We start from the raw sequence: 12,282 nt of genomic DNA, 5'->3' as shown, positions 1-12,282 counted from the left end.
TGCTTTCCTCCCACAAAATGGATGCCCGCCTCACCGGCGCTGCGGCAGCAGACGGAAGTCCGGCAAATCGCGCAGAGCAAGCTCCGGCCCGGCCGGTGAGTAGACCACGAAGAGGAGCATCGGCCCGCCACCGGTGTTCTTCGTCGAATGAAAGCGACTTTCAGGAATATAGATCGTGCAGCCGCTGGTGACCTTCCGCGTCACCGGATTACCGCTCTCGTCCTCGACCATCTGCTCGCCCTCGCCGGAAATGACGAAGATGATTTCCTCCGCGCCCGGATGATTGTGACGGGAATGGCCTTCGCCACTTGGCAGTTCGACGACCCCGCCGGAAAAGCGGCTGGCGCCGTTGACTTCGGGCGCCACGGTCAGCGACAGCTTGCCCCAGTCGAAACCGAAGGCGCTGACATCCTCCGGATAGATAAAGTAATTGTCCTTCACCATGAACCCCTCCTCCAAGATCTTCCTCAGACGACCGCACCGATGGCGAGCGCCTTGAAATCTTCCGTTTGCTTGCGGATTGCCGCCTCTGCCGGCAATCGCTCCATCGAGCTTGCACCATAGAAGCCATGGCAGCCGGCACAACGCTCGAGGATGTAGCGCGCGTCCTCCGGCATGGAGATGGGACCGCCGTGGCAGAGCACAATGACGTCGTCGCGCACGGACCGCGCCGCGTTTGCGATCGCGGTGATCTCGTCGACGCAGTCATCGAGCGACTTGCCGGATGTGGCGCCAATCGTGCCGCCGGTCGTCACCCCCATATGCGCCACGACGATGTCGGCGCCGGCAAGGGTCATCGCGATAGCCTCGCTCTCGTCGAAGACATAGGGCGTCGTCAGCAGATCGAGCCCGTGGGCGGTCGCAATCATCTCGACCTCCAGATTGTAGCTCATGCCTGTCTCCTCGAAACTCTGCCGCATCCGGCCATCGAAGAGGCCGATCGTGGGGAAGTTCTGGACACCCGAAAAGCCCATGGCCTTCAGCTCAGCCAGGAACCGCGGCATCAGCACGAACGGATCCGTGCCATTGACGCCGGCGAGCACCGGCGTCTTTTTCACGACCGGCAACACTTCGAGCGCCATATCCTTCACGATCTCGTTGGCGTTGCCGTAGGCCAGCAGTCCGGCCGCCGAACCGCGTCCCGCCATGCGGTAGCGCCCAGAATTGTAGATAATGATAAGGTCGATGCCGCCTGCCTCCTCGGCCTTGGCGGAGATGCCGGTGCCGGCACCGCCGCCGACGATCGGCACGCCGGCTGCGATCATGCCGTGAAATTTTTCGAGGATGGTTTTGCGCGGTATGGCTGGCATCGATTTTGTCTCTCAGGGGTTGGCGATGTCACGGTAGGCCGCGACGGCGGCTTCTGCGAAATCCGGATCGTTGATATGGAGCGGCAGTCGAACAATACGTCGCGACGCCGTCGGCTTCACCGTCGCCTCGAGCGCGGCAAAGAGCGCGGCGTCGGCTTGCGGATCGAAGAACGCACCGCCTTCGATATCGAGGGCCGAGACGCCCTTCTCGGGAATGAGGAAGCAGACGGGGCCGTGGCAGAGGTTGAGCTTCTCGCCGATCCAGCGGCCAATCTGCGCGCATTCGGCCGACGTCGTGCGCATCAAGGTGACGTTCGGATTGTGGCGGTAAAACAGCCGCCCGGCATAGCGTTCGGGGGCGGGATCCGGAGCCCAGAAGTTCACCATATCGAGCGCACCGACCGAACCGACATAAGGCAGGCCCGTGCGGGCAATCGCGTCGAAGCGGTCCGGGGTGGCAGGCAAGACGCCTCCGAAAAGCAGGTCGCAGACCTCGGTGGTCGTGATGTCGAGCACGCCTGAGATCACGCCGCTGTCGGCAAGCTTCTCCATCGCGCGTCCGCCCGTGCCGGTAGCATGGAAGACCAGGCAGTCATAGTCCGCCCGGAGGCGCTCGACTATGGCGGATACGGCAGCTGTGGTAACGCCGAACATGGTAAGCCCGAGCGCCGGTTTCGATGCCGCCACCTCAGCCGGACGGCGTGACATGGCCGTAATCGCCTGGGCCGCGTTGTGAAGGATGACCCGGCTCAGCCGGTTCATCCCCGCCATGTCCGTGACCGACGGCATCATTACGATGTCGGAAACATCGACATAAGGAGCGACATTGCCGGAGGCGAGCGTCGAGACCATGATCTTTGGCAGGCCGAGCCGCAATTGGCGCATGCCTGCGGTAATGATCGAGGTGCCCCCGCCTCCGCCGATGCCGATAATGCCGGCAATGTCCTGGCAGTCCGCGAGAAAGCGCGCGAAGGCAATGCCCATCGCCTCGACTGCCCTTCCGCGGTCCCCACAGGCAAGGACGGCTTCAGCACCGTCGGGATGATATGCGGCTACCGTATCGGCCTTCACATCGACAGCGGTCCGGGCCTCACGGATGCCGACGTCGACGCGTACGACAACCCCGCCCGCCGCCTCGATGCAAGCGGCGAGATAAGCAAGCTCCTCGCCCTTCGTGTCGGCCGTACCGACCACGTAGATCTGCTTCATTTCCCCTCCGCGACCGGGTGGGTCCCTCCCAGCATATCCCACGTCTGGAGCAAAGCGATGGGCCCTTGCAAATTTGTGAGACGTGCGTATCATAAAGATATGGATGTCTCACGTCAACAGAACGAAACAGCCAGGACCGAGCGAGGCCCGCGAGCCCGCACGCGAAAACTGATGCTCGAAACGGCAACGCGGCTCATGCAGTCCGGCATTACTCCCTCGGTCAGCGAAGTGGCCGAGGCTGCCGAAGTCTCGCGGGCGACCGCCTACCGTTACTTTCCGAGCCAGGCCGCGCTGGTGCATGCCGTGGTAGATGAGGCTCTGGGGCCGATACTCGGCTGGTCGTCCGACAGTCCGGATGCACGCGCCCGCGTCGCCGACCTTTTGGCGACAGCGATGCCGCGCATCGACGAGTTTGAGGCCACCTTCAAGGCGGCGCTGAAACTTTCGCTGGACCAGTGGGCGCAGCGCCAGGCGGGCACGCTCGGCAACGAGCCGCTGTTCACGCGCGGCCACCGGGTCGACCTGCTGAGGTGCGTTACGGCGCCCTTGCAGGGCACCGTACCGCCCGAAGCCCGGGAACGCCTCGCTCAGGCACTTTCGCTCGTATTCGGCGTCGAGGTGCTGATCGTGTTGAAGGATATCTGGGGCCTGACCTCCGAAGGCGCGCAATCTGTTGCCGAGTGGGCCGCCAAGGCGCTCGTCGACAGCGCGCTACGGCAGGCGGAGGGTAGAGCATGAGATCGCGGGCCGCCAACTGGCTAGACCAGATGAAGTAATTGTTCTGCATTATGGCCGGGATTGGCGACAAGGAATTTGAGGCCGCCCGACGTAACTGCATCAGGTAAGCCGCAGATGCGGGAATATATCCAGAAGTCTGGAAGAAGAGCCGAAGTTGAAAGCTCTCTCCAGGGTCGCTCTTGACGGTAATGGAGTTTGGTACTACCAGATCAGGGAATAATATTCAGGCTTGAGATCTGAACGCGCTGGGGTCGGGGAGGACTCCAGTACGAAATCCACCCAGAAGGATCAAGAAGCCGGATCGGGAGGCCCGCGACGACGCGGGAAGGTGCATAAATGGGAGGAAACGTTATGCGCAAAACTATGACCGGTCTCGTTGCCGGTGTCGGATTGATGTGGGCCTGCGGAACGTCCGCACAGGCCCAGGAACTGACGATTTTCTGGGCCGAGTGGGACCCGGCAAATTATCTTCAGGAGCTCGCAAACGAATACGAGGCTGAAACCGGCGTCAAGGTCACTGTCGAGACCACACCATGGGCCGACTTCCAGACCAAGGCCTTCACCGAATTCAACGCAAAAGGTTCAGCCTATGACCTGGTCGTCGGCGACAGCCAATGGATCGGGGCGGCGTCAGAAGCAGGACATTACGTCGATCTGACCGAATTCTTCACGAAGCATAATTTGACTCAGGTGATGGCTCCGGCAACAGTGAAGTACTACTCCGAGTATCCGGCGAACTCGAAGAAGTACTGGTCAATCCCCGCAGAAGGTGACGCCGTCGGCTGGTCCTACCGCAAGGACTGGTTCGAGGACCCCAAGGAGATGGAGGCGTTCAAGGCCAAATACGGTTACGACCTCGCCCCGCCGAAGACATGGGCGGAAATGCGCGACATCGCCGAGTTCTTCCACCGTCCAGACCAGAAGCGCTACGGCATCGCCATCTATACCGACAATTCTTACGACGGCCTCGTCATGGGGGTCGAAAACGCGATCTTCTCGTTTGGAGGCGAACTCGGCGATTACCAGAACTACAAGGTTGATGGCATCATCAACTCGGAGAAGAACGTCAAGGCGCTCGAATTGTATCGCGAGCTCTACGGCTTTACGCCTCCCGGTTGGGCAAAGTCCTTCTTCGTCGAGAATAACCAGGCGATCACCGAGAACCTGGCGGCGATGAGCATGAACTATTTCGCCTTCTTCCCGGCTCTGGTGAACGAGGCGTCGAACCCTAACGCCAAGGTTACCGGCTTCTTTGCCAATCCGGCGGGCCCGAACGGCGAGCAGTTCGCAGCGCTCGGTGGGCAGGGGATATCGATCATCTCCTATTCAAAGAACCAGGAAGAGGCGATGAAATTCCTCGAATGGTTCGTCAAGGACGAGACCCAGAAGCGCTGGGCGGAGCTCGGCGGCTACACGGCAAGCGCCAAAGTGCTTGAATCCCCGGAGTTTCAGAACGCGACACCTTACAACAAGGCTTTCTACGAGACCATGTTCAAGGTGAAAGATTTCTGGGCAACTCCTGAATATGCCGAACTGCTGATCCAGATGAACCAGCGCATTTATCCCTTCGTCACCGCCGGCCAAGGCACGGCGAAGGAAGCGCTCGACGCTCTGGCAGCGGACTGGAACGCGACGTTCAAGAAATACGGACGCAACAAATAGCAAACGCGAGCAGCGGAGGGGCCGTGCCGCCCCTCCCATTTCATTCTGCATCCCGCGCCGAAAGGCGCGGCTCGAGAGGGCGCGGCGCCCGGCATTCACTTCGCGCATCGTGATGCCTTTCCGGCATCCGGCGCCGAACTCTCGGAGGAGGAGAGGATTGGCCACCGCAGTCATGACATCACTCGACACGAAATCGCGTGCCGCATCCCGCGGCATGAGCGATATCCGCATTCGCAATCTGTTCATTATTCCAACGATCCTGTTCCTGATCGTCTTCAACATCTTTCCGCTGATCTATTCGCTCGGCTATTCCTTCACGGACTTTCGTGCCTCGTCGAACGCGGCGGCCAGGTTCGTCGGCCTGCAGAACTACCGCGAGCTGCTGAACGATCCCTTCATCTGGTCGAATTTCGCCATCACCGCCAAATATGTGATCGTCTCTGTGACGGGGCAGGTGATCGTCGGCTTCGGCACGGCGATGCTGCTCAATCGCGACATTCCGCTGAAGGGCCTTCTGACGACGCTGCTGCTGCTGCCGATGATGCTCTCAATGGCAGTGGTCGGCCTCTTCTGGAAGCTGCTCTACGATCCCTCCTTTGGCATCATCAACTACACACTCGGCCTCGGCTCCTTCGAGTGGTTGTCGAATCCGGATGTGGCGCTCTATGCGGTCGCAATCACCGATATCTGGATGTGGTCGCCCTTCGTGATGCTGCTGTCTCTTGCCGGTCTTTCTGCCGTGCCAAAACACCTCTACGAGGCAGCGGCGATCGATCGGGCAGGACCATTCTATACTTTCTTCCGCATCACGCTGCCGCTTGTGGCGCCGATCCTGATGATCGCAATCATCTTCCGTACGATGGAAGCCTTCAAGACGTTCGACCTGGCCTACATCCTGACCAGCCAGCCGACGACCGAGGTGATCTCCATCCGGCTCTACAAGATGGCCTTCCAGGAATGGCAGACGGGGCGCTCCTGCGCACTGGCCTATATCGTGCTCATCATGATCCTCGCCATCACCAACATCTACGTGAAGTACCTCAACAAAGTGAAGGAGCGCTGAGATGGCGGCCGTTCAAACCCGCTCCGAACGCGCGCTGAACCGGGTCGCGATCGCCGCAGTGCTGATCATTACGCTGATCTTCCTGGCGCCGATCTACTGGATCACCTCGACGGCCTTCAAGCCTCGCAACCTCGCCACCACCATCCCGCCGACGGTGCTCTTCGAGCCGGAACTCTCGCCCTTCGTGAAGCTTTTCACCAAGCGCTCGCAACTGCGCGGGGTCCCGACGCCCGAAGAATATGCCGCCGCCCCCTGGTGGGAGCGGATGGTGTTCGATGGCGGCGAGAAGATCGTCCGCTCCGGCCGCGGCGAGGTCCAGCCATCCGGCTATCCGAACCGCTTCATGAACTCGCTGTTCGTCGCCATCACGTCCACGGTGCTGGCGGTCGGCATGGGAACTTTCACAGCCTACGGTTTCTCTCGCTTCAGAGTGAAGGGGGAGGCGGACCTGCTCTTCTTCATCCTGTCGACGCGCATGCTGCCGCCCGTCGTCGTGGCGATCCCGATGTTCCTCATGTACCGCGCCGTCGGCCTCAACGACACGCATTGGGGACTCATCATCCTCTACACCGCCTTCAACCTTTCCTTCTCAGTTTGGCTGATGAAGGGTTTCATCGACGAAATTCCGAAGGAATATGAGGAGGCCGCGCTCGTCGACGGCTACACGCGGATGGAGGCCTTTTTCAAGATCGTCATCCCGGAAGCGGCGACCGGCATCGCCGCGACCGCGGTCTTCTGCTTCATCACGGCCTGGAACGAATATGCGTTTGCGTTGATCATGACGAACCGGCGCGCGCAAACCGCCCCACCCTTCATTCCGAGCCAGGTCGGCTCCGGCCTGCCGGATTGGACGGTCATTGCGGCCGGTACGTTCCTGTTCCTGCTGCCGGTTGCCATATTCACCTTCCTGCTCAGGAACCATCTCCTGCGCGGCATGAGCTTCGGAGCGATCCGCAAATGACCTTGCGCGCCTTCAACCAGAAATATCTCGAGCCCGGTTCGCAGTATCTGATGATCCTGGGCATTATCGCGCTCTGCCAGCCCTGGAACCTGTTCCTGCACCGCTACGGCATGACGATGACGCTCGTCGGACTGATCGCCTTCATGGTGACGACCAAAATCCCCCGGGACGCGCAACCAGACGAAGGGGGCCGCTCATGACTCAGATTGAATTACGCGCCATCCAGAAATATTTCGGTGCCGTCCAGGTCATTAAAGACCTCAATCTCGCCATCGCCGACAACGAGTTCATCGTGCTGCTCGGCCAATCGGGCTGCGGCAAGACGACGACATTGCGCGCCGTCGCGGGCTTGGAGACGATAGACGAAGGCGACATCCTGATCGACGGGCAGCCGGTGCAGCATATCAAGGCATCCGGCCGGGACATCGCCATGGTGTTCCAATCCTTCTCGCTCTACCCGCACATGACGGTCTACGAAAACATCGCCTTCCCGCTCCGCGCCACCCGGATGAGCCGCGCAGATGTTGATAAGGCGGTCCGCGAGATCGCCGCGGTGCTGCGCATCACCGGTCTGCTGGCCCGCAAGCCTTCAGCGCTGTCAGGGGGCGACATGCAGCGCGTGGCAATCGGCCGCGCGCTGGTGCGACGACCAAAGGCCATGCTGATGGACGAGCCGATTGGTGCGCTGGACGCGAAGCTGCGAGAGGAGATGCGGGCAGAAATCAAGCGTCTGCATATCAAGCAGGGTTCAACCACCATCTACGTGACGCATGACCAGGTGGAGGCCATGTCGCTCGCAGACCGCATCGTCATCATGCACGAGGGCATCCTCCAGCAGGTCGGCACGCCGGAAGAGGTTTACGGGCAACCCGCCAACATGTTCGTCGCACAGTTTGTCGGAAGCCCGGTCATGAACATGGCGCCGGCGACCGTCAGCCAAACGGGCGACCGCACGAGCGTGCAGGTCAGCGCCGGGACAACGGGCTTCGAGTTCCCCGCCGTACTGACCAATCGCCTCTCGGACGCAAGGGCCGAGAACGGCCAGCTGACACTCGGGGTTCGGCCGGAGGGGGTGATCGTTTCACGAGAGGCACGTGAGGGCTTCGTGCCGGTCGAGGCGCATATTATCGAGCCGCTCGGCTCGCACGACATCGTAGACCTGAAGGTCGGCCAGCAGATGATCAGGGCACGAACCAAAAGCGGTTTCGTGCCCGGTCCGGGCCAAGCCGTCTGGGCACGCATCGACCCCGCCCAGGCGCATTTCTTCAACACGACAACCGGTTCATCGCTTGGGATCAGACTCTGATGGCGCATATCGAACTCAAGGGCATCACCAAGACTTTCGGCAACCACACGGCACTGAAAAACCTGAACATCGATATCGCTGACGGCGAGTTTTTCGTGCTGCTCGGGCAGACTGGGGCCGGCAAGACAACGACGCTTCGCCTGATCGCCGGCCTCGAAAAACCGACGGCAGGCCAGATCTACATCGACGGGCACGACGTCGCCGACTGGGGCGCCGCCGAGCGAGACGTGGCCCTGGTGCTCCAGCAGTACTCGCTCTACCCGCGCTATACGGTACGGGAGAACCTGGAATTTCCATTAAAATCCCGTATCCGCCGCATTGAGCCCCAGGAAATCAAGGAGCGCGTCGCTCGGGTTGCGAAGACCCTGCGCATCGAGCATCTCCTCGACCGCAAGACTGACCGGCTGTCGGGAGGCGAGATGCAGCGCGTATCGATCGGCCGTGCCATCGTGCGCAAGCCCCGGGTCTTCCTGATGGACGAACCGCTTTCGGCTCTCGACGCAAAGCTTCGCGAAGCACTCCGCACGGAGTTGAAGAACCTGCAGATGAACCTCGGCGCGACCTTTCTCTTCGTCACCCACGACCAGATAGAAGCTATGTCGATGGGCGACAAGATCGGGGTTCTGAACAACGGCCAACTGGTGCAGACAGGGACACCGCAGGAGATCTACCGGAACCCGGTCAACACGTTCGTAGCGCGCGCCGTCGGTTCACCGCCGATGAACCTGATCGCCGGCACGCTTGCCGGCGGCGAGGCAGTAGCCAGCGAGGGGTACCGGCTGCCGCTTGGCAACGGCCACGGGATCGAGACAGACGGTCGCCCGCTCACCTTCGGCATCCGCCCAGAGGACATCTTCCTCGACAGCGGTGCGCCGGGGGAAGCACGGGTGCACGACGTGGAAAACCATGGTGTCGAAAAGATCGTGACGCTACGCACCGGCGAGAGGTTCATCCACGCGACCGTGCCGACGCAGACGGTGCTTCGCATCGAAGATACGGTTCGTTTTTCGTGGAATCCGGAAAAGGTCGTGCTGTTTGATGCCGGAAGCGGCGTAAGCCTGCGGCACGCGGGCTGACCTGATCGGTGCAAAAGATGCCTGCTGCTCTGGCCGCGGCAGGACAGCCGGCATTCCCGCATGCCGCTTATGCCGGAAAGCGCCGACGGTAGTGGTCTATCACTTCGGGATTGCGTAAATTGACCGGCAAGTCGCCCTTGATGACCCGCAGCGCTTCGTTGGCCGCGCCTGTTCCCATGCGCATCATACTCTCTTCCGTTAGGCCAGCCAGATGCGGCGTGACGATGACGTTGGCAAAGCCGAAATAGGGATGATCGAGCGGCAGCGGTTGCGTTGCAAAGACATCGAGCGCCGCCCCGCCGATGCGGCCGTCCCGCAGCGCCTCGATCAGCGCGGCGTCATCGACCACCGGTCCGCGCGAGACGTTGACCAGAATGGCGCCGGGCTTCATGCGGCCGATGCGCCTGGCATTGAGCAAGCCAGTCGTCTCCGGCGTCAGTGGGCAGCAGAGCACGAGGACGTCGGCACTCGCGACAAGCTCATCGATTGCCAGGAAACGCGCGCCCTCCGGCATGTTTTCCGGCGACCGGCTCGTGGCGACCACCTCCAGGCCGAAACCGAACTTCGCGATCTTGAAGATCGCCTTGCCGACGTTGCCCATACCGACGATGCCCATAGTGCGGCCGCCGAGGTCGACGGCCGCATCCGACTGGGCGCGGCCTGCTGCCCAGCCGTTCTGACGCAGGTCCCGGTCCATTTGGCGGAAACGCCTCAGCAGAGCCAATGTCACCAGCAAGACGTGCTCGGCGACGGTCGACGCATTGACAGCCGGCACGTTGGCGACAAGCACGCCGGCTCGGGTCGCCGCCTCCATCGGCACCATGTCGAGGCCGGCACCATGGCGGATCGCCGCGCGAAGCGCCGGCGCATCCTCGAAGAAGGCCGGGGGGATCGGCGCGCGCACGACAATAATGCCCGCGCCGCGGCCTTCTCGCAGCAGCGTTTCGGGATCGGGTGCGGAAGCCACGCGCAGATCACCTGCAGCCTCAAGCATGGCCGTGGCCGCGGGGTGCAATGGATGTGTCGAAAAGATGAAGCTCATCGGCCCTCCCGCCGGTACGCCTATCCGGCCGCCGTAGCTGGACCGCCGATGAGACCCTTCCAATAGCTTTCTGCACCCTGAAGATGCGCGCTCATCAGCGCCTGGGCGAGATTACCGTCCCGGGCAAGCAGCGCCTCGTAGATGCGGATATGCTCCTCATGCGAGCGCCGGCTGCGGGCGGCATCGGCAAAATAGATCGGCAGGCGGTGCTCGCCCATGACGTAATAGACGCTGCAAACCCGATAGAAGACGCTATTCTTGGTGGCTCGCACGATCTCCAGATGGAAATCCCGATCCTCGCGCGCCAGCCCCTCGCCCGCGGCTAGCTTCCCCTCGGACGCGGCGAGGATATCGCGCAGGCGCTGGTAATTCTCCTCCGTCGCCCGGTCGCAGGCGAGTTCGGCGGCCTTGATCTCGTGGATCTTGCGAAGCTCCACCGTCTCGTAGATCAGGATGGGATCAAGCGGAACGCCGGCGCGGGCAAAAAGCGCCATTGCCTCCACGCTCGCCTCCGTCGTCGTCAGGTAGATGCCCGACTTGGCTCGACGCTCGACGATGCGCATTGCCTCCAGGATCGCCAGTGCCTCGCGGATCTGGCCCCTGCTGACGGTGAAATGTTCCGCAAGTTCGCGCTCCGATGGCGTACGGCCATTGCCGCTCGAGTTCGAAAAAAGGTGTGCGGCGAGATCCGAGAGGAGGGAATTTTCTTTCATCGTCACTGTCTTTGCGCATGAGTCTCCAGGACCCGCTGATTGATCGTGAAGCCCAGGCCAGGCCTGTCCGGGATCTCTATCATACCGTCCTTCACCGACACAGTGTCCTCGACAAGATCATGAATCATCGGATTTGCGCCGAGGGAATATTCGATGACGAAGCTCGCCGGGGAAGCCGCGCACAAGTGCAGGCCGGAGAAGAAGCAGGGCGCACCGGCCCAAAGATGCGGTGCGAAACGCAGGTTGAAGGCGCTGGCGAGTGAACTGATGCGCATCGCCTCGGTAATGCCGCCGCAGAAGGCCGGATCCGGCTGGAATATGTCGGCGGCCCGAAGCATCGCAAGATCTCGGAAGGCAAAACGCGTCGCCTCGCTCTCGCCGGCAGCGATCGGCACGTTCCCAGCCGCACGCACCTCCGCCATGCCAGGCTTGTCATCGGCTATCACCGGCTCCTCGAACCAGGCGAGGTCGCAATCGGCAACCATCTGGATGAAGCGCTTCGCGTCGGCAACAGTATAGGTGCCGTGCGCATCGACCATCAAGTCGACGTTGGGGCCGACCGCTTTGCGAGCCGCCCGCACCCGCGATGCGGAGACATGCGGCGCACCATCCATCGCGCCGACGCGCATCTTGACTGACTTGAAACCGCCGGCCGCGATATAGGACCGGAGCTGATCGCCGATCCGCTCCGTGCTCTCCCAGCCGCCCGAGGCATAGGCGGGCAACCGGTCCGCCTTGCGGCCACCCAGCAGCTTCCAGACCGGGACGCCGAGCGATTTGCCGAGAATGTCCCAGAGTGCGATATCGACTGCGCTGATCGCCGCGACGGAAAGGCCGCGCCGCGCGATCTCGGGCATCGCGTGACCGGAACTCGCCGCCGTCTGGTGGCGTACGCCGTTGTAGAGCATTTCCCATATGGTGGAGATGTCGGCAGGATCGCGGCCGATGAGTTTCGGCCCCAATTCGTGATTGATCATGTGTACCAGCGTACCATAGGTGCCGGCACTGCCTGCGGCATTCTTGCCCTCTCCCCAGCCCACGATGCCATCGTTGGTTTCGATGCGCAGGATCGCAGCATCGAAGGTCGTCAGCCGGCCGAAGTCGCTGCGGTGCTGACGGCTCGCCTCGATGGGAATCTTAACCCACCAGGCTTCTACGGTCTTGATACGCATGTCTCGGATCCCCGCTCCTCCCGGCCGCCC

At 61.8% G+C, this 12,282-nt stretch carries 13 protein-coding genes; 7 read left to right on the top strand and 6 right to left on the bottom strand.

The window, feature by feature from the left end; genetic code table 11:
* Window positions 1–30 precede the first annotated feature (30 nt).
* The 3 genes from FFR93_RS34915 to FFR93_RS34905 are packed head-to-tail and all read right to left on the bottom strand — an operon-like array spanning window position 31 to window position 2,519.
* Window positions 31–444: a cupin domain-containing protein gene (locus FFR93_RS34915; protein WP_138396535.1), complete on the bottom strand. Its 414-nt coding sequence runs from the start codon at window positions 442–444 to the stop codon at window positions 31–33.
* A 23-nt stretch (window positions 445–467) separates the two neighbouring features.
* Window positions 468–1,310 (bottom strand): phosphoenolpyruvate hydrolase family protein, encoded by an 843-nt coding sequence (locus tag FFR93_RS34910; RefSeq protein ID WP_138396534.1) that lies wholly within the window; start codon window positions 1,308–1,310, stop codon window positions 468–470.
* 12 nt (window positions 1,311–1,322) lie between these two features.
* Complete coding sequence (locus FFR93_RS34905) at window positions 1,323–2,519, bottom strand: Tm-1-like ATP-binding domain-containing protein (protein WP_138396533.1); 1,197 nt, start codon at window positions 2,517–2,519, stop codon at window positions 1,323–1,325.
* Window positions 2,520–2,618: 99 nt separating this feature from the next.
* Between FFR93_RS34905 and FFR93_RS34900 the strand changes: the two genes are divergently transcribed.
* The 7 genes from FFR93_RS34900 to FFR93_RS34870 all read left to right on the top strand — a co-directional run bounded on the left by FFR93_RS34900 (window position 2,619) and on the right by FFR93_RS34870 (window position 9,325).
* Window positions 2,619–3,257 carry a TetR/AcrR family transcriptional regulator gene (locus FFR93_RS34900; RefSeq protein ID WP_171049310.1) on the top strand — a complete coding sequence of 213 codons (639 nt, stop codon included), beginning with the start codon at window positions 2,619–2,621 and terminating at the stop codon, window positions 3,255–3,257.
* A gap of 351 nt (window positions 3,258–3,608) precedes the next feature.
* Entirely contained in the window at window positions 3,609–4,919 is a 1,311-nt protein-coding gene (locus FFR93_RS34895) for an extracellular solute-binding protein (RefSeq protein ID WP_138396532.1), read from the top strand.
* Window positions 4,920–5,076: 157 nt separating this feature from the next.
* Window positions 5,077–5,982, top strand: coding sequence for a sugar ABC transporter permease (locus FFR93_RS34890; RefSeq protein ID WP_064713089.1), 906 nt, complete (start codon window positions 5,077–5,079; stop codon window positions 5,980–5,982).
* A 1-nt stretch (window position 5,983) separates the two neighbouring features.
* Entirely contained in the window at window positions 5,984–6,943 is a 960-nt protein-coding gene (locus FFR93_RS34885) for a carbohydrate ABC transporter permease (protein WP_064709700.1), read from the top strand.
* Window positions 6,940–7,143, top strand: coding sequence for a hypothetical protein (locus FFR93_RS34880; RefSeq protein ID WP_138396531.1), 204 nt, complete (start codon window positions 6,940–6,942; stop codon window positions 7,141–7,143). The genes FFR93_RS34885 and FFR93_RS34880 overlap by 4 nt, the downstream gene beginning before the upstream one ends.
* Complete coding sequence (locus FFR93_RS34875; protein ID WP_138396530.1) at window positions 7,140–8,249, top strand: ABC transporter ATP-binding protein; 1,110 nt, start codon at window positions 7,140–7,142, stop codon at window positions 8,247–8,249. The genes FFR93_RS34880 and FFR93_RS34875 overlap by 4 nt, the downstream gene beginning before the upstream one ends.
* On the top strand, window positions 8,249–9,325 hold the full coding sequence (locus FFR93_RS34870; RefSeq protein WP_138396529.1) for an ABC transporter ATP-binding protein: 1,077 nt from the start codon (window positions 8,249–8,251) through the stop codon (window positions 9,323–9,325). The genes FFR93_RS34875 and FFR93_RS34870 overlap by 1 nt, the downstream gene beginning before the upstream one ends.
* 67 nt (window positions 9,326–9,392) lie before the next feature.
* Here the strand turns inward: FFR93_RS34870 and FFR93_RS34865 are convergent, their stop codons facing one another.
* The 3 genes from FFR93_RS34865 to FFR93_RS34855 are packed head-to-tail and all read right to left on the bottom strand — an operon-like array spanning window position 9,393 to window position 12,252.
* A complete protein-coding gene (locus FFR93_RS34865; RefSeq protein WP_138396528.1) occupies window positions 9,393–10,367 on the bottom strand; it encodes an NAD(P)-dependent oxidoreductase in 975 nt (324 codons plus the stop codon).
* A 20-nt stretch (window positions 10,368–10,387) separates the two neighbouring features.
* The gene (locus FFR93_RS34860) at window positions 10,388–11,080 is read right to left on the bottom strand and encodes a FadR/GntR family transcriptional regulator (protein ID WP_138396527.1); all 693 of its coding nucleotides are present in this window, start codon (window positions 11,078–11,080) and stop codon (window positions 10,388–10,390) included.
* 2 nt (window positions 11,081–11,082) lie between these two features.
* The gene (locus FFR93_RS34855; protein ID WP_064709706.1) at window positions 11,083–12,252 is read right to left on the bottom strand and encodes a mandelate racemase/muconate lactonizing enzyme family protein; all 1,170 of its coding nucleotides are present in this window, start codon (window positions 12,250–12,252) and stop codon (window positions 11,083–11,085) included.
* Between the last annotated feature and the right edge of the window lie 30 nt (window positions 12,253–12,282).

It is taken from the genome of Rhizobium sp. MHM7A, assembly GCF_005862215.1.
Classification (GTDB): Bacteria; Pseudomonadota; Alphaproteobacteria; order Rhizobiales; family Rhizobiaceae; genus Rhizobium; species Rhizobium bangladeshense.
Note: the sequence above shows the minus strand (reverse complement) of the source record. Positions and strands in the feature narration are given on the sequence as shown.

Coding starts and splice junctions, on each gene's coding strand:
- FFR93_RS34915 (WP_138396535.1), bottom strand. CDS start 444: ATGGTGAAGGACAATTACTTTATCTATCCGGAGGATGTCAGCGCCTTC.
- FFR93_RS34900 (WP_171049310.1), top strand. CDS start 2,619: ATGGATGTCTCACGTCAACAGAACGAAACAGCCAGGACCGAGCGAGGC.
- FFR93_RS34885 (WP_064709700.1), top strand. CDS start 5,984: ATGGCGGCCGTTCAAACCCGCTCCGAACGCGCGCTGAACCGGGTCGCG.
- FFR93_RS34860 (WP_138396527.1), bottom strand. CDS start 11,080: ATGAAAGAAAATTCCCTCCTCTCGGATCTCGCCGCACACCTTTTTTCG.
- FFR93_RS34895 (WP_138396532.1), top strand. CDS start 3,609: ATGCGCAAAACTATGACCGGTCTCGTTGCCGGTGTCGGATTGATGTGG.
- FFR93_RS34910 (WP_138396534.1), bottom strand. CDS start 1,310: ATGCCAGCCATACCGCGCAAAACCATCCTCGAAAAATTTCACGGCATG.
- FFR93_RS34905 (WP_138396533.1), bottom strand. CDS start 2,519: ATGAAGCAGATCTACGTGGTCGGTACGGCCGACACGAAGGGCGAGGAG.
- FFR93_RS34870 (WP_138396529.1), top strand. CDS start 8,249: ATGGCGCATATCGAACTCAAGGGCATCACCAAGACTTTCGGCAACCAC.
- FFR93_RS34865 (WP_138396528.1), bottom strand. CDS start 10,367: ATGAGCTTCATCTTTTCGACACATCCATTGCACCCCGCGGCCACGGCC.
- FFR93_RS34880 (WP_138396531.1), top strand. CDS start 6,940: ATGACCTTGCGCGCCTTCAACCAGAAATATCTCGAGCCCGGTTCGCAG.
- FFR93_RS34875 (WP_138396530.1), top strand. CDS start 7,140: ATGACTCAGATTGAATTACGCGCCATCCAGAAATATTTCGGTGCCGTC.
- FFR93_RS34855 (WP_064709706.1), bottom strand. CDS start 12,252: ATGCGTATCAAGACCGTAGAAGCCTGGTGGGTTAAGATTCCCATCGAG.